The following is a 23,817-nucleotide window of genomic DNA, read 5'->3' as shown; positions in this document are numbered from 1 at the left end:
TATTTCTTAACCGAATTAAGAAAGTACTCTGTGGGACAGCGAAAAGCAATAAGCAGTAGATGGGTTTTGCCTGTGTTATATACTAGATAAAGAAAGAAGGATTTATATATGGAAATCAGACAGCTGGAATATTTTCATGAGATCGCAGCAACAGGAAGCATCAATGAAGCCGCAAGGAGACTGAACATGTCCCAGCCGCCGCTGAGCTATCAGATCAAGCAGCTGGAAGCAGAGCTGAAGGTGAAGCTTTTTGAGCGGACCAGGGCAGGCGTGATACTGACAGAAGCCGGAAAGCTTCTTTATGACAGGACAGAGAACATTTTGAGCTACGTTCGTTCCACAGAACTGGAAGTATCCAAAGCAGGGAAAAAACAGGTTTTACGTATCGGGATCACGCCAACCACAGTGACCACCATTATGCCTTATATTTCCAGATTTTCCAGGGAAAATTGTGATGTAAACTTTGAGGTAAGGGATGCGATCACCTTTACACTTCTGAATTATCTGATGGATGGGATCATTGATGTTTCGGTAGTGCGTACACCTATCAAGCTGGAAGGTTTAAATTATCTGGAACTGGATGAGGAACCCATGATCGCGGTCCTTCCTCCGGAGATCCCGGAAAATGAGACAAAAAAAGAGGGCATCAGCCTTAAAGAGCTGACTGAATGCCCTCTCATTATTTACCGGCGGTACGAAGAATTTCTGATGAAAGCCTTTGGAGAAAAAAATCTCCAGCCGGATATTTTCTGTGTCTGCGATGATCCCAGAGACGCCATGCTCTGGGTGCAGGAAGGTCTTGCAACCGCCGTTTTTCCAAGATCCATGGAAGATCTCTGTACAGATCTTCCGATCCGCATCATTGAAGAAGAGAAGCTGAAGACCAGGATCCTTCTTGCCTGGAAAAAGGATCGCAGGCCTTCTGCCGTGATGCAGGATTTTATCAATATCTGTGAGAAATATGCAGGAAACCCTGCAATCTGATCATGGACCTGGAAAGGGGATGTATGCAGAAATCAGTCTTTGAGATGCTCTTCCTTCCAGTGCTTCCATTTCTGAACAGCTTCCGGATTCTGCTTTTCCAGCCGTTCTTCCAGCTTTTTCCGGCGCTTTTCCAGTCGTTCCAGGACTTCCGGATGCTCGGCAAGGATTTTTTCTTTCAGCTTGCCACGGCGCTTTTCCAGAAGCTGAAGGATCAGTTTCCGGTCGGAAGTTAATTCTTCAGGCAGCTCATCCATATGTAATTCAATTCTTCGAAGTAGTTCATCCTCATCCAGAACACCCAGCCCATGCCAGTTATCCAGAAGCTCTTCCAGACCTTCTTCGGAGAGACGTTGGATATCCGGGATCTGATGCAGCTGTTCAATAATGTGATGGACAGATTCTTCGATCTCTTTTACTGCATCATCACCAAAAGCCCAGGCGAACTCTTCCAGGGTATTTTCTTCCTCTGCCGGAAGAAAAGCGATACTGCGGCGCAGAAGCTTTGTCTCGTCTTCCTTTGGAACATCCAGTTCATAAGGGGCTTCGATCCCTGCGTCATGGAGAGCAGCAAGAATGGTACGGCGGACCATACCGTCCTTGATCATATGACCGATGCCGAACTGACGCAGCTGGTCATTGATCTGGGTGGAATGCTCTGTGAGGTAAAAACGGATCCCACGTTTTTTCAGGCTTGCGGAGATGGCATCCAGACGGTCTGCTGCTGTGACATCAATGCTGTTGATAGCACTGGCATCTACGATCACTACCCTGGTGTCTTTTTGGATGCTGTTCTCAATATCTTCCTGAAAAATCTTTATATTTGCAAAAAACAGGTTTTCACTGAAACGGTAGATCACAACGCCCTTAATAGGGTAGGCGAAACGGTTTTTGGACAGATCAAAATAAGCATCTCTTCCAGGGATCATACCACGGAAGGAGCGCGGCGGGTTGGTGGCCTTCAGGATCACAGCTACGAAAGAGAGCAGGATACCAATGATAACCCCATAAATGGTTCCAAGACAGAGCACACTGAAACCGGCAGCCATGAAGATGTAGAATTCTGTGCGGCTTACTTTGAAAAGACGTACAGCCAGATGGGTTTCCACCACATCCATCAGAGCAGAGATCACAATGGCTGTCAGTACAGGAACCGGAAGATATCCGATAAAACCGGTGCCGAAAAGAAGGATCAGAGCCATGGTGATCCCGGCAGTGATGGAAACCGCCTGAGATTTTCCACCGTACTGTTCATTGAGGGAGGTGCGGGAGATACTGCCGTTTACCGGGCAGCAGCCTACTGCGGCGGCAGCAATATTTCCGGCGGCACAGGCCAGGATTTCCTGACGGTCGTTCAGCTTATAATCATTGCGGAACGCAAAGGTATTCTCTGCAAGAAGAGTTTCTGCCATAATGACAACAGCAACCATAAGACCGCGGCCTGCCGCCTGGGTCAGATCAACATTTCCGAAATCCGGGATCACCAGGGAGGGAAGTCCACGTTCTACAGACTGCAGGAGGACTACGCCTTTTTCGTCCACATGAAAAACAACGGTGGAAAGAACACCCAGAGCCATAATAACGATAGCCATGGGGAATTTCGGCGCCAGCTTTTTAAATGTGCGGATCAGCACCAGAGCACCAAGCCCCATGAAGAGGGAAAGCCAGCTGATATTTTTGGCAGCAGCGAAGATATGCTCTGCCAGTTCCAGGAGCTCTCCGGATCCTGCAGGACTTCCCATAAGTTTCGGGATCTGCATCAGGATGATGGTAACTGCGATACCGCTGATAAAACCGCCCATAACAGGTGTGGAGATAAAGTCCACGATCTTATCTGCGTGAAGCAGAAAGAAGATAAACAGCCACAGACCTGCAAAAAGTGCGATGGCAGGAACATAATCCATGGCAGCTTCTGACTCTGCAGCAATGCCAAGAGTAGACAGTGCACCACCTACAATGGCAGCAGGTGCCGCATCAACTCCGAAGATAAACTGTCTTGAAGTGGAAAATAGAGCAAACAAAAGGATTGGCAGAACAGAACCGTATAGTCCGTATACCGCCGGGATCCCGGAAATCTGGGCATATCCCATGGAGATAGGGATGGAAACAGCTGCTATGATGATGCCGGAGAAAATATCTTTGGGAAGGTATTCCTTCCGATATCCTCGCAGCGTGGAAAACAGGGAAAGCTTCATATAGTCACATCCTTTTCTGAAAAATATTTTCTATTATATACCAAAGAGAGCCTGCAGGAAAGAAGCAAAGCAAAGGTTCCGGGTGAAAAATCGTGGACAAAGAATAACTGCCATATTATAATAAATGCGAAATTGCAGTAACCGTAAGAGAATACAGGCTGCAAAGCTGAGAAATCATCAATCATCAGGAAAGGTTAAGATATAAATGAAAAAAGCGATCATAGCAATGAGCGGCGGTGTAGACAGCTCCGTGGCAGCTCTTTTGACAAAGGAATCCGGTGACGAGTGCATCGGCGCTACCATGAAACTTTACAACAACGAAGATATCGGTGTCCACAGGGAAAAGACCTGCTGTTCCCTAGACGATGTTGAGGATGCCAGAAGCGTAGCCTATCAGATGGATATGCCTTACTACGTGTTTAATTTTACCGCAGATTTCCATACAGAGGTTATGGACAGGTTTGTAGATGCCTACGAAAATGGCTGCACCCCTAATCCATGTATCGACTGTAACCGATATCTGAAATTTGATAAAATGTTTCACCGCATGCAGGAGATCGGCTACGATTATATTGTAACCGGACATTATGCAAGAGTGGAGTACGATGAGAAACGGGACCGCTACCTTCTGAAAAAAGCAGTGGACGATACAAAGGATCAGTCATACGTTCTCTATATGCTGACCCAGGAACAGCTGGCACATGTAAAGCTTCCGCTTGGAGGTCTCCGGAAGGACCAGGTTCGTGTCATTGCCGAAAAACATGGCTTTATCAATGCCAGAAAGCATGACAGTCAGGATATCTGCTTTGTGCCGGACGGCGACTATGCGAAATTTATTGAGAAGTACACAGGCAAAAAAACACCGGAGGGTGATTTTGTAGATAAAGAGGGAAACTATATCGGACGCCATAAGGGAATCATCCATTACACGATCGGCCAGCGCCGCGGCCTTGGCATTCCGGCGGCCAGCCGTCTTTATGTCTGTGAGATCTCTCCGAAGACCAATACGGTAGTTCTCGGGGACAACGCAGATCTTTTCAGCAGTGAACTGGAGGCAGACAATGTAAATCTGATCTCTGTGGACAGCTTAGCTGAGCCGAAAAGAGTGACTGCCAAGATCCGTTACCGTCACAAAGAGCAGCCTGCCACTGCATGGCAGACACCGGATGGCATCCTTCATGTGAAATTTGATGAACCGCAGAGAGCCATCACAAAAGGCCAGGCTGTAGTGATGTATGACGGAGATGAGGTTGTAGGTGGTGGCGTTATAAATAAAATCTATAGCCAGTCATAAATAAAGGTGAGAACCTAAATAGATAAACCCCATTGACATACTAGGAAAAGGGTGATATGATTGCATCATCAAAAAACGGAGCACACAAAACAAGGTGAGCAACGTGATGATCAGGAGGAAATCATGAAGGTTTTACAGAAGTCAACAAGGGTGTTTATCGAAGAAAAGCGAATGTGTTGTTGTCGCTGATAAGCAGATGATCATAAGATAAGCAATTACTATTTTACCGAATATAAGAATAAAAGAAAAGAGGACAAACACATGAGCAAAATTACAAGAGATCAGAGAAAATTCAAATTTGAGACATTACAGCTTCACGTAGGACAGGAACAGCCGGATCCGGTTACAGATGCAAGAGCAGTACCAATCTACCAGACATCTTCCTATGTATTCCGCAACTGCGATCATGCAGCAGCACGTTTCGGACTTGCAGATGCCGGTAACATTTACGGACGTCTTACAAACCCGACAGAGGACGTATTCGAGAAGAGGATCGCAGCACTTGAGGGTGGTTCTGCAGCACTTGCAGTAGCATCCGGTGCAGCAGCTATCACATACACGATCGAGAATCTTGCACAGCAGGGAGATCACATTGTAGCAGCCAAAAATATTTACGGCGGTACAACAAACCTTCTGGAGCATACGCTTCCGGCATACGGAATCACAACAACATTTGTTGATGTATTCAATCTCGAGGAAGTGGAGAATGCGATCCAGGAGAACACAAAAGCTGTTTATATTGAGACTCTTGGAAACCCAAATTCTGATGTTGTAGATATTGAGGCTCTTGCAAAAATTGCTCACAAACATAAAATTCCGCTTGTTGTAGATAATACATTTGCAACACCATATCTCGTAAGACCGATCGAGTACGGCGCAGATATCGTTGTTCATTCCGCAACAAAATTCATCGGTGGCCACGGAACTACTATTGGTGGTGTGATCGTAGAGAGTGGTAAGTTCGACTGGGAGGCATCCGGCAAATTTGCATCTCTTACAGAGCCAAACCCAAGCTATCATGGCGTAAGCTTCACAAAAGCATGCGGACCGGCTGCATTTGTTACAAAGATCCGTGCGATCCTTCTTCGTGACACAGGAGCAACAATTTCTCCGGTGAGCTCCTTTATCTTCCTTCAGGGACTTGAGACACTGTCTCTCCGTGTAGAGCGTCATGTTGAGAACGCACTGAAGGTTGTACAGTATCTGAATGATCATCCGCAGGTAGAGAAGGTTCATCATCCGTCTGTATCCACAGATCCAAGCCAGCAGGAGCTTTATAAGAAATATTTCCCTAACGGCGGCGGTTCCATCTTTACATTTGAGATCAAGGGAGATGCACAGAAGGCAAAGGATTTCATTGATAACCTTGAGCTGTTCTCACTTCTTGCAAACGTTGCAGATGTGAAATCCCTTGTTATCCATCCGGCTACTACAACACACAGCCAGTGCACAGAGGAAGAACTTCTTGATCAGGGAATCAAGCCAAACACGATCCGTCTTTCTATCGGAACTGAGAATATCGATGATATCATCCAGGATCTTGATGAGGCATTCAAGGCTGTCCAGTAAATAAGACAATTAAATAAGAAGAACACCTTCTGAAATCAATAGCACAGAAAAATCTGCTCCGGAACATATGAGAACATAGTCCCGGGGCAGATTTTTTGTGTGCTTATCTGGAGAATCCAAAAAGCGGGAAGAACCGTGTTGATGGCACTGAGGATGCATGGATCATGTGCGATTTTTTTCAGGCGGATCCTGATGCTACGAGTTCTTCTAATGTTCCGAAGGTATATCCCATCTCTTCCCATTTTGTCAGCAGCTCATCCAGAATGGAAGCATTGGTGGAAGAGGTGCTATGCAACAGCACGATGGCACCCGGATGGATCCGTCCCAGAAGCTTTTCAAAAGCTTCTTCTTTCGAAGGCTGCTTATCCTGATACCAGTCCACATAAGCCAGACTCCAGAAAAAGGTGTGGTATCCCATCTCTTTTGCCATCTCTAAATTTTCCACGCTGTAAATGCCCTGGGGCGGGCGATAAAATTTTGTCATTTCTTTTCCGGTGGCTTCCTTATAAAGAACCTCCACATCCTCAAGCTGCTTCTGAAAGGCTTCCTTTGTGGAGATGCCGGACATATCCGGGTGTGTCATGGTGTGGTTGCCTATGGTATGGCCTGCATCTACGATCTCACGGATCAGTCCCGGTTTGTCACGGATCAGAGTCCCCACAACAAAAAATGTGGCATGTACCTGATGCTTATGTAAGGCATTCAGAATGGCAGGCATATTTCCATTGTCATAGCCTGCGTCAAAGGTAAGATAGATTTTTTTCTCATCGCTATCGGCTGCATACCAGGCATTGTATTTTTTTAATTCTTCCATAGAAGCATTTCCTGTGGGCCGTTTGCCTTCTTCCTGAAAACCGAGCCCCCAGTTTTCATTTTGGAATGTCATAGAAGCAGAAGAGGTCTGGCTGTTTTCGGCAGAATTCGGATCGGATCGTGGGTCGGAAGTAAAATGAGAATAGATCTTTCCTGCAAGACTGCCAAGAGCAAAAGCCATGACAAAGAAAAAAATAAGACGGTAGATGTGTTTTTGTTTCATGGGAACCTCAGAGAAAATGGAGTTATTAATATGTTTATGAACACAAAGAAGAAGATATGAAAGCAGAAGATCATGAGGCTATGTTTGTAAGAAAGGGATAAAAATAAGTAAAAAATAAGAGCCATCAGCGATTGATTTCTTCTGCCGATGACTCTTTTAATTTTCATTATCCAATGGAATATACCTCTCATTTCTTAGATTTAAAACTTATACGGAATTAAAATTTACGTTCTCGGTGGTCCGTACCTCCTTGTTTTAATTATAATGGAAAATCGTTAAATCTTCTGGTGGACTGTACCTCTCTTTCTTAGATTATGGGAAGTAAGTTATGTTTTCGGTGGGTTCACGCTCCTTTTTGATTTAATTTTTTGTTTTCCGTTTGTTTTATTTGATGATTAAACTATAACAGATAAAATAGAAAATGTCAATACTAAATTTGAAAAATAATAAAAATAAATTAAAAGAGAAATATAATAACAGCCATACATGCAAAATAATCAGATAATATTAAAGCGTCAACAATACAGGAAAAATAAATAGGTGTTTTATTAATAGCGCAAAAGAATGACAGATTCAAAAGTATTTCCATAGTCATGCCATTGCCAGCTTCCGTCATACTTGTGGCAGATATCTTCAATAATAGAAAGTCCTAATCCGTGATTAAAAGAATCTTTTTTTGTAGTAGTATGATCAAATACTGTTTGCGGATTTTTACTATTTTTAACCAGGATAGAAATAAATCCTTTAGAGGTTGTCAAGGACAGGGAAAGATATGGTTCCGCAGATTCAGAAGAACGGCATGCTTCAATAGCATTATCTAATATGTTAAATAAAACACTGCATAAATCTGAGGACTGAATATTTGATTTTTCAGGAAGAAAAATCTTGTAGTCTGTATGGATACCTAAATGCTGAGCAAACAGTCGTTTGGATTCCAGAATGGCAAGAATAAGATTATCTTCGCAATAAGGATGAAAGCGGTCACGCTGGAAAGCTTCAAGGACCTCGTAAACGAGTTTCTGAGCATTTTCGCAATCATTTTCATGCAGAAGTTTTTGTATTGAATGGAGATTTTCTGAAAATTGTTTCTGGGCTTTAAGTGAGGTGGCTTCCTGTTGATTCATTAATAACAGATGTTCAGAGTTTAAAAGTTGTTGCTTTTTTAACAGATTAAGCTCTGCTTCTACTTTTTCGCTTGTAAAAAGCTGCATTAAAAGCTGATATAAATTGTAACATAAGATAGCTGCAGTCAGGCAGGTCAGTAAAAAAAATGAATTCAAATATTGTCCGGTATAATTCGACAGAAGATAAAATATCTGAAAAAAAGCTAAAGATATAATAAAAATTATTTTTTGTTTAAAAGTCATAATATCGAATCCTCCTGATTGAGTGATTTACAGACTGATGTATGATTATTATGGTCTATGTTATTGCTTAACACAGAATTACAATATTTTTCTGCTGCATCTGTTTTTTTCATATCTATAAGATAAGCTAACGAAAACAGATGGTTTTCTATATCATGATTCCATTTGCGGATTTTAATGTATTCTTGTTTCATTTCTTCTGATACTTCCATTTGTTTTTTCAGTAATTCCATTTTATGGAGATTCTGTTTGAAATTTATCTGCTCTTGTTCTAAGGATTTAAGACCATGTATAAATAACAGAAAACTTATACAGCAGCAAGTGATATGTAAAATAACAGGAATAAACTGGTTGCTGAATTTATAATGCTGTAGGAATTCTGTTGCAATCATGGGCAGGAAAATAGGAAGAATAATAAACAGCAGTAAAGTAAACTTCAGATAATTTATACATTCCCGTAAAAGAGAGAAAACATTTTTATAAAATAGATAAGCAAAAGAAAAAATGAGCAATTGTATGATCAGTTTTTCATGGAAAGTGCATAGAGAATAAATATTTATTGCAGTATATGTATGCTGGTGAATAAACCGGTTGTAAATTTGTATGTAAATATTCAGTGCCAGAAGTTCAGTTAATATACTGGTAAAAAGAATGATAAAGTAAGCTATCAGCTTTTTTTTAATGGAGCCTCTGAATAAAGAAAAAAGATTCAGAAACATGACTATTTGTGTTAACATCGTCATTTCGTTATTGTGCCCATATATTTTGATCATATGAAAAGAAGACAGTAAAACAAAACAAACTAAAATATGGACAAAAGCTTTCGCTTTTGAACTTATTCGTCTGGGAAAAAGCTGCATGAAACAATATACAGGCATAGTTGAATGATATGCAGCAATAAGCATTGCAAATAACAGGTTTTTTAACATTACAGAACCTCACTTGAATTTCGGAGTAACAATTGTGCAAAGGCATCTTTAGTTGCCTGGTAATAGTTTCGGCTTACAGGAATATGGGTTCCATCAGAAAGTTCAATGCCAGCATGGCTGAAAGTATGTATGGTATTTATGTTGACCGCAAAACTTTTATGACATATACAAAAATCAGGTTTTAATTGTTCGATAAGAATCGGAATTTTTTCACGACAATAGTAAATCTGCGATTTGGTATGTATTTCAGTATTTCGTAGTTTTCGCTCCATATAAAAAATATCGGATCGAAGGAGACGGTAATCTCGGGACTGATAATTAAAACAAAAATACTGTTGACGGAGTTTATTCAGTTTGTGGCAGGAAGCAGAAAGTGCTTTAGGAAGATATTCTTCCATTTGCTGTTTATAAACAAAATAAATATGATCTGTTTCATAAACAGAAGATGCATATTGCAGATATTGGCTGATAAAAATTATCTGTGTATTCGGATTTAATAAATTGATTTTCTGAGCAAGTTTGATTCCAGACACAGATTCAGATCCAAGTTCAATATCCATGAGAATAATATGATAAGGACATTGCTCATTGGAAATTTGATTGAGAAAATCAGTGGCCGAAGAAAAGGTATCAATTTCGACTGGAATTTCAAGAGAAGAACAGGATAATGTATGAATTTGTCTGCATTGAATGTCATTATCTTCACATATTGCGAGTTTCAGCATAGAAATCTCTCCTTGAAATAAGTGATTTTGAAAGTATTATAACACAATTTTTCAATTGATAGTAAAAATTCAAGTAAAAAATCTATGACAAATGAAAAATTTAAAAAACTGATGCTTGTAGAAATAGTAAATGGTTAATTATGTACTTTACTATGTCTGTTTATGCAAATGACTAAAAAAAGGAAAAAAGTATGGTAAAATTAAAGTTACAAAAATTCATCATAACAGGGGGGGGAAGAGAAAATGGATAAAATAAAAAGATGTTTGCAATGTGGAAGAGAGGTGTCTCAGATTCTGTGGACAATGTGGTAAGAGAGTAAATTGAGAAAAGGGAGGAGCGATTTTATGTATTCAAGGATGAAAAGAAAAAGTAGTTTTATAGTATTAGTAGTAATGGTAGTTAGTCTACTTATGGTTTCTGGAACGCCAGTACATGCTGATGATTATGGCTGGATGGAGAGTGCAAAGAAGGTAAAGATCAATAGTACGATCAAAGGAGTGGCACGGAATAATCAGCCCCCGACTCTCATGGATCCATGGGATAGCTATGAAGAATACTTTTATTTTAAGGCTCCGGTAAAAATGAATATCACTATTACAGTAACTATGAAAGGAACACAGGGTGTTTCAGTGTCGTTATATAATAGCCGGGGAAATTATCTGATGGATAGTAACGATTGGTTATATAACAGATCTAAAAATCAGAATAGTACAATTCTGCGGAGTACTTGTAATGCAGGAGAATATTATATTCGTCTAATGGAACTTTATAATTCTAATTCAGAAAAACATCCGTATTCATTAACAGTCCAGGGAAAACTTTTAAATTCTACAAAGATAACTAAAATACAAAAAGTTTCTTCTACAAAAGCTAAAATAATATGGAAAAATTTTGGAAATGTTACGGGATATGAGTTATTAAGAAAAAATTATGGAGGCAGTTATAAGAAGGTTGCAACAATAACGAGAAGAAGGAATTATTACATAGATAAAGGATTAAAACGCAGAAAGAATTATTATTATGTTGTTCGTGCTTACAAAACAATTGATGGTAAAAAGGTATACAGCAATAATTCTGCAGTAATAAGGATCAAAATGTAGATACTTTAACCGAATCAAGTAAGTCTTCTGCTTCAATTGCGAAAAGAAATAAGCAGTGGGCGGAGATTTGTTTGTATCAGGAGGAGGGCAGACTCCTTCTGATAAACTGCGAAGCAGTTATCCGGTTATGAACAAGTAGCGAAGCGGATTGCTAATATTCGCTTGACTAGAAATGAGAGAGAAAATATGAGAAAAATCAAGAGCTTTTGTTGGATGCTCTTTTTACTTTCAATAGTTATTTCAACAAATAAGACAGAAGCAGCAGTACAGGATATTAATGAAGGTACATTGAATGTTCAATGGGAAGATGAAAACTTTGGTGAGTCAATTTGCAATGCTTTGAAAAAAGAAGAAGTAACATATGCAGATATTGAAGGAATAACAGGCATCAGTATCGATTCGCAGTATGTAGTGAAGTTGGATTGGAAAGATAAGACAGAAGAATACGTTTACAATTCAGGGAATGATATGTGTGAAATACTTGGATTGCAGGAATTTTCTACATTAGAGGATTTAAAGAAATTTCCTTATCTTCGTGAATTATGTCTGAATGAATGCATAGTTGATGATAATACTGCATTAGGAGAATTGACTGAATTAGAAAATTTGAAATTAGATAAATATTCCATAGATTCCCTTGATCTTTTGAAAAATCTGACTGCATTAAAAAGTCTGATCATTCAGGGGGCGGAGTTCGAAGATTTACAGGCACTAAAAGAACTGACTAATATGGAAGAACTAAGGCTGCCTAATAATGATATCAAAAACATTGATGCCTTGAAGGAAATGACAAACCTGGAAGAACTCATATTATACGGGAATCAAATAAAGAATATATCTGCACTCAGTAAACTCTGCAAACTTAGGGTGTTAAAACTGGAAGGGAATCTGATAGAAGACGTAGAACCATTACTGAATTTAAAAAATCTTGAAAAATTAAGCTTAGGGGATAATCCAGTTAAAAATGTACAATTTTTTGAAAATCTTACGGAAACGGATATAGATTTGGAGTGAATGTAGAAAAAGAAGTAGATTATGTGGATTTGAGTACAGATAAAACACCACACTATGGAGTTGTAACAAGAGTAATTGATTCGAATAGTTTTGAAACCATAGAGTGTAATATATTTGGAGTTCCTTGCAAAATTATTGCAATGACACGCCGGAAATCCGATGAGAGAGGTATAGTTCGTTCTACGAAAGCAAGATGATGATTAAGGGAGGGATATGATGAGAAAGATTAAAAAGTATTTTATTATAATATTACTAAGTATATTCACTTTAACAACTGTAGAAACTTCATCACTGAATTTTAGTGCATATATCGTTCAGGCAAAGGCTTCTTCTTCGACGAAGAGAAAAGCTCAAGAGGCATATCGAAAATTTCTGACGCAAAGGAGATACAGATATTTTACATTATGGGATATTGATAAAGATGGCTTGAAAGAACTTCTTGTTACCGATGGAAGAGAGCGAGTTGGAAATTCACCGACCAAAGCATATGCATATACTTATACACGGGGAAAACTGAGATATGCAGGTGAGATTGGGAGTCCTATGTCAGGGATAAGCTATAATTGTATAACAAAGCGTTTGCATGCATCTTGGGGTGGATGTGGAAATGTTGAATATTGGTATTATACCTTGACAAAGAATAAAAAAGTAAAACAGGTAATATGCGGTGCGTATGTAAATGGAGTAAAAAATGGAAATGTACAATACAAATGTTTATATAACAAGAAAAAAATTTCATTAAAAAAATGGAAACAGATAACTAATAGATGGATTAAACAAACAAGCACTTTGAAATATTATAGAAATACTACAAGTAACAGAAAAAAACATATGAAAATGTAAAAGTAATAATCACAGTAAAATAGGGAAGAGGTGCAAATTACGCTCAAACGGAATGCCAGTTCCGCTACTGCGGAACGGCTATTCCATTTTTAATGGTACGAAGTACCGCTAGATGATATCATTCTGTTTCACGCATATTTATACCGTTCATCTCCAGACGATATGTATGATGTTTATCTGTGATTCGTGTAAGGCACGCATCAGCGTAGGTATTATCAGCAAACATATCAAACCATGTACTGACTGGAAACTGTGAGATGACTACAGTTGATTTTCTTCCATCCTTGGTGTCAAGGACTTCAAAAAGATCCCGGCATTTATCAAGATCGAGATCCATAAGGTCAAAATCATCGATCACAAGAAGATCCAGCATGGTCAGCTTATTCAGGTAATTCAGATTTGTGGATTTGATACGTGCCTGTTCCATTTCGCTCATAAGAGTGTTCGCTTTTATATACTTTACACTCTTAGACTGCTTCATTGCAGTTACACAAAAAGTATTGATTGAAACAATTTCAAACCCTCAGCAGAGCTGGGGAGACTCGTGGACGCAAGGAGCGATAAATGTAATATCAAATTGAAAACCTCCGTTGTACAATGAATGTGGGTCTAGCAAACCACATAAAAGACAACAGAGGTATCCATGGATAATCAAAGTTTAGCACATAGTAGGTATAATTTGTACGTACCATATAAGAAGTGATGTCTTTATTGTCAGTAGAAGTAATACAGGCAACTACAAAAGTCTTGTGGACATCAATGCCACAGCAGATTTTGTACACGATTTTTAAAGCCATAGGGATTCCTTTCGGAACAGTGAGGTTTAGAGAATTATAGGGAATAACGGCATTGACTGAACGCCTAAGCCATAAACGAGATTGTTTATACAAAGATAAGATTACGTGTTCAAAGTCACACTTATTTGTGCTTAAAAAGGCGGACTATACATATAAAAATACGGTCATCCGGCAAGCCGGACAGCCCACTCACCTCCCCGTGATTTGTAGTATACCGAGATTCCTATAAGAAGAATTATAAAGAAAAAAGGCTCAGGAAAACATTTTCATAACGTTTTGTGCCTGAGCGAAGCGAAAGGAATGGATATAAATATGAAAAGAATAGTACAAATATGTTTGATAATGACAGGAATTTTTTTGGGAGTTTTTAATGTTTATGGATCTTCGACGTATCAGATTCTAAAAGATCAACAAATCGAATTTACGGATATTCTGGTAGAGGGAGATAGTTTAGTTCTGGTAAGAAATGAAAAAAATGGTTTTTCATCAGAAGGAATATATTTAGGTGTGTATAACTGTGTTGAGAGAATGTGGACTGTAGAATATCAGGCCTATGATGAATATTTGGAATCATCCTATTATGCAGGAGATGGAATATTTGCTTTGTCGGATGGAGAGACCACTACGTTATTAAATACTAAGACGCAGGAATTTTTGAAATTGGATATAAATGTTAATTTTAATAACCTTTATTTTTATAATGGATGTGCGGTGAGCGGAGCCAGAGAATCCTATGGAGATCAATTGTATGGAATTTATGAAATCGACGAAGATGGAAATTACCAAAATACCGGTATTACTGATTATATTACCGAGGATAAAATATTGAGACCTGATGATTTTGAGTTTGTATATGCGGATGGAAAGCAGGCTGTTTATATTTATGATGGGGAAGAGTTTTATATATATGATGTTGCTGCTGCAGAAGTTTACGACATTTACAATCCGGATTATGCTGATAAGTTCTGGCATGGGTGGACTGATACATTAAAAGTAAGTATATGTGGAGAAAAATATCTTGTTCTTTTAAATATGGAAGGTACTGACGGACAAAATTATTATGCGGTTATGGATTTTTATGGAAGTGTGATTACGGAGGCAACGAAATGTGATTTGGCAATAGCAACGGAAAAAGGAAACATTGTAGTAAAAAACGGTGATGGATTAAATGAGATTGAGCTTGCTAAATTGGAAACACCAGAAGAACAGTCATTAAATTTGATGCCTTTATTGGAAACAAACCGTTCTTGGAGAAATGAGCAAACGGCTGGAATGGATATTCAGGGAAATACTTATGCAAATGCAATAGAGTATTCTTTTGTCACTGATCCGTTTGGTACAGAAGAATACAGTACGTGTGATGCGTGGTATTTAGGAAAAAATTATTCAAGACTTACAGGATCTTGGTATTTTCCAGCAGATCAGATTCAAGATGGATTTGCACATATAAGATTAATAGGCGATGGAAATGTAATATATGATAATTCAGAGCTAAATGCAGATAATTGTCGGATTGATTTTGATATAGATGTAAGTGGAGTCAGAGAACTTAACTTTGAATATAATGGGATTTGTGATATAACAGATATTTTGTTTGGAATGTCTGATGCCAAATTACATAGTTGAGAGATTTTTAAATAAATGATAAAGGAGAAGTGAAAATGACAAAAGTTAAAAGGTGTTCACAATGTGGAAAAGAAGTGTCCCAAGGTGGTTCGTTTTGCCCGTTCTGTGGAAATATTATAAATGAGACTGTGAAGAGTGAAAGTAGAGAATCAGCTATAGATGGGTTAGATAATGATATCCAAAAGAAATATCAAAATGATATAAATAAAAAATTACAAAAACAAAAACAACTGGAATATCAAAAAGAAAATTTATTAAAAAAGAAAAATAGTTTGGGACTGAAAATTTATAATTATAGCAAGATTATACAAAAAGAGATTCCGTGTTGTGAACGAAATAAAACGGCACCGAATATGCCAGTTATAAAAACTGAGAATTCTAAAATGGACGTCAAATGGTATATAGCAGCATGTATTGCTGTTTTGGAATTTATTTCAGGATTCATACCATGGGTGAGTTTATATTATGCGGATCTGTTTCAAGGTCAAACAATAAGTTGTGCAGGTATTTTTGACCTATTGAACGATATTTCAAAATTTGAAGATTGGACGAACTCAACACCAGAAGTGTTAGGAGGATTTGTATTTATTATTATGTTTGGTTTTGTAATGTTGTTTATTAATGGCTATTTTATAGCACAGGTCTTACAAAAAAAGGAATCTGAGGTAAGTGGAACGATAGCAGGTATCAGCGGAATTGTAGTATCAGTGGCTATCTTATTGTATAAATGGAATCTCGATATTAGTATGGAAGAAGATAACTGGAGATGGATTTCAATTAATACGCAGGTTGGCGTTTGGCTGATGTTGCTTGCAGGAATCGCTTTGATTTGTGTAATTGTATTTTATAAAAGTGATACAGAAGCAGAGACAAAGAACAAACCAAACCTCGAATTTGAAGTGATGAATTATGATCCAGTTTTGCCGATTCGAATGAAAACTCTTAAAATCAGGAAAGAAAATGGTAAATTAATACTTGAATTAACATATGCGGAATTTGAATGGGCAAGTATTGAGGAGTTTATAGTAGATATTCAGTTAGTAAGATACGATGGCACTGTTAATACGTTTGCCCAAAATGCACTATTTGAGAAAAAAGGACAAAATTTCGCAAGATTCCAATTGCAGGATGCAGGATATGATTTGGATAGCATTGCAAGTGCAAGAGTAAACATTTTAGGTTATAACATATATAAAAGTCTGAAGAAATATGAGGAAAAAGGAAGTGGTTTTTCAGCATATAGTGATTATTCTGTTGATGAACTTCGTAGCGCAAGATTCGCTAATTCGAATATGGTGATGTGTATGGAAAAAAATATCGGGGAAAACCATCAGTGCTGCTGTGGACAGGTGTATTCCAATAAAAATAATAAATGCCCGCTTTGCGGAAAGGAAAGAAGAGGTAAATAGTATGACTGATACAGAATATAGGGAAAGATGCAGAGAGTTAGAAGAAAATATACATATGTTAGAATCCGAAGTTAATGTATTAAACAATGAATGTGAAAGGTTGTCGAATTTAAAAGAAAAGAGCCGAAACAGTCTGCAGATGTCTTCTTTGGAAAATAATCCGATATTTGTGGAAAAAGCACAGGTTGATATGGAGAAAGAACTTCCAACAATAGGTAAATCTCAAGATAAAAAAACTGAAGATAAACCTGAAATTTCACAGGGTACAAGAGCACAGATAAATCAATTTTGTCCGTATTGCGGGGCAGTAGTAAAGGGAATGCGATTCTGTGGACAATGTGGAAAAAGAGTAAACTGAAATAGAGAGGTGCGTATGAAGAAATGTCCGAAGTGTGGGAAAGAAAATATAGATGAGGCAAAATTTTGTACATGGTGCAGAGCAGAGTTACCGGTGATATTAGAGAAAAAGAAAAATGATCCGGGAAAAATAATAGCAATTGTAATACTTATACTAGCTATTTGTGCATGTCTGGCCGGAGTATTTATGCTTTTTAAAGATAAAAACTCTGGGAATGATCAAGGTGAAGCAATAGCACAGAAAGAAGAAAATAGACAAGTGGATAAAGACATATCTGCTGAAAAGAAGAGTTCTGGCGTATATGTGGCTCCTTTTATGAATAATGAAGGAAAGTGGGGCTATATAAACACAGATGGAGATGTAGTTATTGAATGTAAATATGATTCAGCATATGAATTTGATCAGGATGGATATGCGGTAGTTGGAATGCAGACAGACTCAGATGCAAGTGAATATTATACAATTTATGGATTGGTAAATACAGAGGGAGAAGAGATTATTCCTTTAGACTATAGCTATATTAACAGTTCAATTGGTTCTACTTGTGATAATTATGGATATAGAACTATAACCAGACTTCCGTATCCATTTGATTATGATGAGCAATATTCAGGAGTTATGGATAAGAATGGAAACATTATGATGTCTCCAGAGTATAGCAGTATATATAATATAGGTGATTCTGGATATTTTATTGCTTGTGAGTCTGAAACGGGAATGTATGGAATTATAGATGAAAATTACGAGTGGATTTGTGAAGCGGAATATTCAGGTATTTATAAAGTGTGGGAGGATTCTACTGATAATTTGGTGAAAGTAAATGGAGAGTATCTGCTGATAGCAGAGTATGATTTTCAGGAAGGGCATGGTGCTAAGATTATAAATGAATATGGCGAAACTATTGTGCCAATGGAATATTATGATATAAATTCACAATGTGGAATGAATCGTTTAGTTGTTGAAAATTCTGAAGGATATTATGGCGCTATAGATTTGGAAGGTAATCTGGAAGTACCATGTCAATATGATAAATTAGGGGATTTTTTGTATGATGATGAGACCTATGCAATGAAAGATGATGCGGTTTTTATAGTAGACATTTATGGAAATGAGAGCTTTCTTACAAATGCAGATGAGTGTTGGCAGATGGATTCAAATCTTTATGAAGTAGGGATTAATGAGAACTGGAATGTTGTTAATTCAAATGGTGAATATCTGTTTTCAGAAACTCATGATAATCATGAAGTAAATGAGAAGTATATTGCTGGCAATAACGAAGAGAAAAAACATGGTATGTTGATCTTAAAGTCAGGCGAGGTAGTTAACACAGAATATCAGAAATATATGCTTTCATATACAGTGCCGGATATAGTGGGAGTTTATGATGGAACAAATTACGGGATGCTTGGTGCGAATGGTGAATTAATAGTCCCATGTAGCTATGATAGTTGTGAAATATCTGAAGATGGTGCATATATTACTGCTGACAGACAGAGGGATGAGTATGGAAATTATACAGAATGTACTTTGTTTGATAGCAATGGTAATAAAATAGAAACTTTTGATACGGGAATTTATAATGTAGGTGTTTTTCGGAAAATTTCAAACGCTGCATAAGTGAGTTAATAGAAATAAGAGAAGAAGTTTGAAACAAATAGGTAGAGGACAGCCAAAGAATAAAGGGCATGACAAATAAACCATCGTAAGAGGTAGTTTTGAAAAGTAAATATGGACACAACAACCTAAGTCAGTACCACCAGCAGAGCTGGTGGTACTGACTTTGTCCCGTGCTTTTTATAGTAAGCATTTACCATATACGTAAATTAGTGTAATATCCTCGCCCTTATCAACAGAACACGTATAGACCCAACCCTTTTCGGACAAGCTACCCTCATAAACATAAGAAAAAAATCAGAAAGTGCAGGAGATCATAAACAGTATTATTATTTTCAAGGAGGGAAAAACTTATGCTACGTTATCTGCCTGTTCGAAAAGTTCATGCAAGACAGGTCCTTGATTCCAGGGGGAATCCTACAGTGGAAGCGGAAGTGACGGTAGGTGAAGGAATTGTGGGGATTAATGGATACACAGGAAGAGCCATGGTGCCGTCCGGAGCATCCACAGGTAAATTTGAGGCTGTGGAGCTGCGGGACGGAAACCGGGAGGAATATCTGGGACAGAGTGTGAAAAAAGCAGTGGAAAATATCAATACACGTCTGGCAGATGCCATTATCGGAGAGAATGCCCTGAACCAGGCATGGATCGATCATCTTCTAATCGAAACCGACGGAACGGAGAACAAAAGCAGCGCAGGAGCCAATGCCACGCTGGCAGTATCTCTGGCAGCAGCCCGTGCAGCAGCCGGGGCCCTTCGGCTTCCTCTTTATCAGTATCTGGGCGGCTGTCATACCCTGCAGCTCCCTGTGCCGATGATGAATATTTTAAACGGGGGAAAGCATGCGGACAATACGGTAGATCTTCAGGAGTTTATGATCATGCCAACAGGAGCTTGCTGTCTGGAAAAGGGTATCCGCATGTGTGCGGAAGTCTACCAGCACTTAAAGCTTCTTCTCCGGGAAAAAGGACTCTCCACAGCGGTTGGAGATGAAGGCGGCTTTGCTCCGGATCTTTCAGATTCGGAGGAAGTGCTTACCCTGATCGTTCATGCCATAGAAAAAGCAGGATATAAACCAGGAGAAGAGATCACCATTGCCATTGATGCAGCCTCCAGCGAGCTTTATGATGAGGAAAAGGGCGTGTACTTTTTCCCTGGGGAGAGTCGCATGAAAGGAGAAAAGATCTACCGGGATGCCGGTGAGATGACAGAGTATTATGAAAAACTGGTGGAAAAATTTCCCATTGTTTCCATTGAAGACGGTCTCTGGGAGGATGACTGGGAAGGCTGGAAATATCTGACGGAACACCTGGGAAAAAAGATCCAGCTGGTAGGCGACGATCTGTTTGTCACCAATATCAAACGGCTGCACTGTGGCATCGAACTTGATGTTGCCAATGCTATCCTTATTAAAGTAAACCAGATCGGAACTCTCACGGAAACTCTGGATGCGGTGGAGATGGCTCAGCATGCCGGGTATCGTGCAGTGATCTCTCACAGATCCGGGGAAACAGAGGATTCCTTTATCGCAGATCTGGCAGTTGCCTGTGGGGCGGGACAGATCAAAACAGGCGCACCCTGCCGTTCGGACCGGAACGCCAAGTATAACCAGCTTCTGCGGATCCACGAACAGCTCGGAGCTCTTGGAAGATATAAAGATCCTTTTGCAAAAAAATCTCAGAAAAAGCCCTGCATAAAATAAACGGAAAATGGTTGAAATCCCGGTTTAGCTATGGTAAAATAACCTCTAGTTGATTAGGAGGTGTAACCGCGTGAACATTTTAAAAATTATTCTGACTGTAATTTATGCAATAGATTGTATTGCTCTGACTGTTGTCGTACTGATGCAGGAGGGCAAGCAGCAGGGTCTTGGCTCTATCGCCGGAGTAGCTGATACTTACTGGGGTAAGAATAAGGGCCGTTCCATGGAAGGTGGTCTTGTAAGAGGTACCATTATCATGGGAGTTATTTTCTTTGTACTGTCAATCGTACTGAACATTATCTGATCTGCCAGGGGCAGAACAGAAGTTGGTAACACTCTTGCTGCGTTAGCATGCAGAAGAAACTCGGATGGGGACTTCTTTTGTTAATCAGCAGGAGTGTTTTTGCGTTGATACAGGGGCACGGGTGAGCCTTCCTCCGGAATGATAACAGGGTAAAATGAAATATAAATATGAAACAGGAGAAAATGTGAAAAGATCGAAAAATTTTGAAAAAAGAAAAAAGTTTATAATGGAGCTTCTGGGAGATCCGCTGTATAAGCCCATGCGCCTGCGTGAGATCGCATCTCTTCTTCAGCTGGATAAGAGTGAGAAAAAAGAGCTTTTTGACGTGCTGGACGAGCTTTGCGCCCAGGGCAAAGCTGAAGTAGATAATAAAGGAAGATACAGCAAGGTTTCCGGCAAGCGCAGAGACAGACGAAAGAATAAAGAAGCTCTGAAGGCAGAAAAGTCGGAGCGTGGCCGTAAGGGAAGAGAACGCAGAGAGAAGGATCATGAGGAACATCATTTCTCTGAGAAGGACGGAACCCTCATGGAAGGAACTTTTATTGGCCATTACAAAGGTTTTGGCTTTGTGGAAGTGGAGGGTCAGGAACAGGATATTTTTATTCCGGAAAATGACACGGGAAGCGCCATGCATCAGGATAAGGTGCAGATTCTTGTACGGAACGGACATAAAGAGGGAAAACGTCAGGAAGGCGTTGTGCTGAAGGTTCTGGAAAGGGGAATGCCTTCGATCGTGGGAACATACCAGAGCAGCCGTGATTATGGCTTTGTGATCAGTGATAACCCCAAATTTTCCAAAGATATCTTTATTTCCAGAAAAAACTCCATGGGAGCAAAGGACGGAGACAAGGTAGTTGCAGAGATCACAGATTACGGATCCAGAAACCGGAAGCCGGAAGGAAAGATCACAGAGGTGCTGGGAAACTTACGTTCACCTGGAACAGATATCCTTGCTATTGTGAAGAGCTTTAATATACCAAGTGTATTTCCTGACAAAGTACTTCGTCAGGCTGACCGTGTGCCGGATCATGTACAGGAAGCGGATCTGGATGGAAGACTGGATCTCAGAAATCTTGTTACAGTTACCATTGACGGTGAGGATGCAAAGGACCTGGATGATGCCATTTCCCTGACAAAGGAGGATGGAATCTACCATCTGGGTGTGCACATCGCAGACGTGAGCAACTATGTTCAGGGCGGCAGTGCCCTTGACAGAGAGGCACTGAAGCGCGGAACCTCCGTCTATCTTGCAGACCGTGTCATTCCCATGCTCCCGGAGCGGCTTTCCAACGGTATCTGTTCTCTGAACCAGGGACAGGACCGTCTGACCTTAAGCTGTCTGATGGATGTTAATGAAAAAGGAAAGGTGATTTCTCATAAGATCGCAGAAACCGTGATCCGTGTAGATGAGCGTATGTGTTACACAGATGTGAAAAATATTCTGGAAGATACTGATGAGGTGGCGAAGAAACGCTATGAAGCTCTGATCCCCATGTTTTTCTTGATGAAAGAGCTTTCCGGGATCCTGCGCAGCCGCCGTCATACAAGAGGTTCCATTGATTTTGATTTTCCGGAAAGTAAGATCATCCTGAATGCGGCAGGAAGAGCTATTGATGTGCAGCCTTATGAAGCCAATGTGGCAACCAGGATCATTGAAGATTTTATGCTTCTTGCCAATGAAACCGTGGCACAGGAATACTGCACCGGAGATTATCCCTTTGTATACAGAACGCATGAAAATCCGGATCCGGAAAAGATTGAAAGTCTTCTGATGCTTCTTCATAATGAAGGAGTCAACATACAGAAATCCGGACAGGAGATCACGCCTGGTGAGATCCAGGAGATCCTGGAAAGTATTGAGGGAATGCCCAATGAGGCACAGATCAGCCGCCTGACCTTGCGTACCATGAAACAGGCAAAATATACTACGGAATGCAGCGGACATTTCGGACTTGCAGCGAAGTATTACTGCCACTTTACTTCTCCAATCCGAAGATATCCGGATCTTCAGATCCATAGGATCATCCATGACCGTCTGAGAGGCAGACTGGTAAGGGAAGGACGTACCGAGCATTACAAGGAGATCCTGGATGAAGTAGCACGCCAGTCCAGTGTGTGCGAACGGCGCGCAGACGAAGCAGAAAGAGAATCCGATAAGCTGAAGAAAGCAGAGTATATGTCCTATCATCTCGGAGAGGAGTATGAGGGGATCATCTCCGGCGTTACAGGATGGGGACTTTATGTGGAGCTTCCGAATACCGTAGAAGGACTGATCCATATCAATACATTACGAGATGACTATTATGTATTTGACCAGGATGCATATGAACTGCGGGGCGACATGACAGGAAAGATCTTCCGTCTTGGGCAGAAGGTCCGTGTCCGTGTGGCAGATGCGGATAAAATGCTGAAAACCGTGGATTTTGTCCTGGCTGAGGAAGACTGAGGGAGCGCGAAATGGCAAAAAAAACAGGAATGAAACTGATCGCAAATAATAAAAAGGCTTTTCATGATTATTTTATCGAGGATACTTATGAGGCCGGGATCGCACTTGCAGGAACCGAGGTGAAATCCTTACGTTCCGGTAAATGCAGCATCAAGGAGGCCTTTGTCCGTGTGGAAAACGGAGAAGTTTATGTATATGGAATGCATATCACTCCTTATGAGAAAGGAAACATTTTTAACAAAGATCCTCTTCGTGTGCGTAAGCTTTTGCTGCATCGCTACGAGATCAATAAGATCGAAGCCAAATTAAAGGAAAAAGGATTGACTTTGGTACCACTGAAGGTTTATTTCAAGGACAGCCTGGTAAAAATAGAGATTGGCATGGCACGTGGTAAAAAGCTTTATGACAAGCGCCAGGATATTGCAAAGAAGGATCAGAGAAGAGAAGCGGAGCGAGACTTTAAAGTAAAAAATCTTTATTGATCGGCTGGTTTCAACTGAAAAAGT

Annotated in this window: 20 protein-coding genes; 14 read left to right on the top strand and 6 right to left on the bottom strand. The window is 39.8% G+C overall.

The window, feature by feature from the left end; all coding sequences use genetic code 11:
• Positions 1-108: 108 nt before the first annotated feature.
• A complete protein-coding gene (locus ABCM67_RS06715) occupies positions 109-984 on the top strand; it encodes a LysR family transcriptional regulator (RefSeq protein ID WP_227589136.1) in 876 nt (291 codons plus the stop codon).
• A gap of 32 nt (positions 985-1,016) precedes the next feature.
• Here ABCM67_RS06715 and ABCM67_RS06710 read toward each other — a convergent pair whose 3' ends face one another.
• Entirely contained in the window at positions 1,017-3,176 is a 2,160-nt protein-coding gene (locus ABCM67_RS06710; RefSeq protein WP_227589135.1) for a SulP family inorganic anion transporter, read from the bottom strand.
• Between the two features lie 205 nt (positions 3,177-3,381).
• Between ABCM67_RS06710 and mnmA the strand changes: the two genes are divergently transcribed.
• Positions 3,382-4,470 (top strand): tRNA 2-thiouridine(34) synthase MnmA, encoded by a 1,089-nt coding sequence (gene mnmA / locus ABCM67_RS06705; protein WP_147603924.1) that lies wholly within the window; start codon positions 3,382-3,384, stop codon positions 4,468-4,470.
• Between the two features lie 261 nt (positions 4,471-4,731).
• A complete protein-coding gene (locus tag ABCM67_RS06700; RefSeq protein ID WP_015526804.1) occupies positions 4,732-6,039 on the top strand; it encodes an O-acetylhomoserine aminocarboxypropyltransferase/cysteine synthase family protein in 1,308 nt (435 codons plus the stop codon).
• Between the two features lie 178 nt (positions 6,040-6,217).
• Here ABCM67_RS06700 and ABCM67_RS06695 read toward each other — a convergent pair whose 3' ends face one another.
• The 4 genes from ABCM67_RS06695 to ABCM67_RS06680 all read right to left on the bottom strand — a co-directional run bounded on the left by ABCM67_RS06695 (position 6,218) and on the right by ABCM67_RS06680 (position 10,096).
• Positions 6,218-7,075 (bottom strand): polysaccharide deacetylase family protein, encoded by an 858-nt coding sequence (locus tag ABCM67_RS06695; RefSeq protein ID WP_147603927.1) that lies wholly within the window; start codon positions 7,073-7,075, stop codon positions 6,218-6,220.
• 548 nt (positions 7,076-7,623) lie between these two features.
• Complete coding sequence (locus tag ABCM67_RS06690) at positions 7,624-8,442, bottom strand: ATP-binding protein (protein WP_147603929.1); 819 nt, start codon at positions 8,440-8,442, stop codon at positions 7,624-7,626.
• Positions 8,439-9,371, bottom strand: coding sequence for a hypothetical protein (locus ABCM67_RS06685; RefSeq protein WP_147603931.1), 933 nt, complete (start codon positions 9,369-9,371; stop codon positions 8,439-8,441). The genes ABCM67_RS06690 and ABCM67_RS06685 overlap by 4 nt, the downstream gene beginning before the upstream one ends.
• Complete coding sequence (locus ABCM67_RS06680; RefSeq protein WP_147603933.1) at positions 9,371-10,096, bottom strand: LytTR family DNA-binding domain-containing protein; 726 nt, start codon at positions 10,094-10,096, stop codon at positions 9,371-9,373. Before ABCM67_RS06680 ends, ABCM67_RS06685 begins: the two co-directional genes overlap by 1 nt.
• Before the next feature lie 345 nt (positions 10,097-10,441).
• Here ABCM67_RS06680 and ABCM67_RS06675 point away from each other — a divergent pair, with 345 nt between their 5' ends.
• The 3 genes from ABCM67_RS06675 to ABCM67_RS06665 all read left to right on the top strand — a co-directional run bounded on the left by ABCM67_RS06675 (position 10,442) and on the right by ABCM67_RS06665 (position 13,054).
• Positions 10,442-11,197: a hypothetical protein gene (locus ABCM67_RS06675; protein WP_147603935.1), complete on the top strand. Its 756-nt coding sequence runs from the start codon at positions 10,442-10,444 to the stop codon at positions 11,195-11,197.
• A gap of 186 nt (positions 11,198-11,383) precedes the next feature.
• Complete coding sequence (locus ABCM67_RS06670) at positions 11,384-12,211, top strand: leucine-rich repeat domain-containing protein (RefSeq protein WP_147603938.1); 828 nt, start codon at positions 11,384-11,386, stop codon at positions 12,209-12,211.
• Positions 12,212-12,427: 216 nt separating this feature from the next.
• Positions 12,428-13,054 (top strand): hypothetical protein, encoded by a 627-nt coding sequence (locus tag ABCM67_RS06665; RefSeq protein ID WP_147603941.1) that lies wholly within the window; start codon positions 12,428-12,430, stop codon positions 13,052-13,054.
• Between the two features lie 118 nt (positions 13,055-13,172).
• Here ABCM67_RS06665 and ABCM67_RS06660 read toward each other — a convergent pair whose 3' ends face one another.
• Positions 13,173-13,559, bottom strand: coding sequence for an ATP-binding protein (locus tag ABCM67_RS06660; RefSeq protein WP_342992678.1), 387 nt, complete (start codon positions 13,557-13,559; stop codon positions 13,173-13,175).
• 604 nt (positions 13,560-14,163) lie between these two features.
• Here ABCM67_RS06660 and ABCM67_RS06655 point away from each other — a divergent pair.
• The 8 genes from ABCM67_RS06655 to smpB all read left to right on the top strand — a co-directional run bounded on the left by ABCM67_RS06655 (position 14,164) and on the right by smpB (position 23,793).
• Entirely contained in the window at positions 14,164-15,477 is a 1,314-nt protein-coding gene (locus ABCM67_RS06655; protein WP_147603948.1) for a hypothetical protein, read from the top strand.
• Between the two features lie 35 nt (positions 15,478-15,512).
• On the top strand, positions 15,513-16,886 hold the full coding sequence (locus ABCM67_RS06650) for a hypothetical protein (RefSeq protein WP_147603951.1): 1,374 nt from the start codon (positions 15,513-15,515) through the stop codon (positions 16,884-16,886).
• Between the two features lies 1 nt (position 16,887).
• Positions 16,888-17,244, top strand: coding sequence for a hypothetical protein (locus ABCM67_RS06645; RefSeq protein ID WP_147603953.1), 357 nt, complete (start codon positions 16,888-16,890; stop codon positions 17,242-17,244).
• A gap of 15 nt (positions 17,245-17,259) precedes the next feature.
• On the top strand, positions 17,260-18,861 hold the full coding sequence (locus tag ABCM67_RS06640; RefSeq protein WP_147603955.1) for a WG repeat-containing protein: 1,602 nt from the start codon (positions 17,260-17,262) through the stop codon (positions 18,859-18,861).
• Positions 18,862-19,211: 350 nt separating this feature from the next.
• Positions 19,212-20,561: a phosphopyruvate hydratase gene (gene eno, locus ABCM67_RS06635; protein ID WP_118753201.1), complete on the top strand. Its 1,350-nt coding sequence runs from the start codon at positions 19,212-19,214 to the stop codon at positions 20,559-20,561.
• Between the two features lie 70 nt (positions 20,562-20,631).
• Positions 20,632-20,865, top strand: a complete 234-nt coding sequence (secG, locus tag ABCM67_RS06630; RefSeq protein ID WP_021652956.1) for a preprotein translocase subunit SecG — start codon at positions 20,632-20,634, stop codon at positions 20,863-20,865.
• Between the two features lie 154 nt (positions 20,866-21,019).
• Positions 21,020-23,311 carry a ribonuclease R gene (gene rnr / locus ABCM67_RS06625; protein ID WP_129975349.1) on the top strand — a complete coding sequence of 764 codons (2,292 nt, stop codon included), beginning with the start codon at positions 21,020-21,022 and terminating at the stop codon, positions 23,309-23,311.
• An 11-nt stretch (positions 23,312-23,322) separates the two neighbouring features.
• Entirely contained in the window at positions 23,323-23,793 is a 471-nt protein-coding gene (gene smpB, locus ABCM67_RS06620) for an SsrA-binding protein SmpB (protein WP_021652954.1), read from the top strand.
• Positions 23,794-23,817 lie beyond the last annotated feature (24 nt).

It is taken from the genome of Blautia sp. 2227st1_G12_2227SCRN_220401 (genome assembly GCF_039062885.1).
Lineage (GTDB): Bacteria > Bacillota > Clostridia > Lachnospirales > Lachnospiraceae > Blautia_A > Blautia_A fusiformis.
This window is presented reverse-complemented; position numbering and strand designations above follow the sequence as displayed.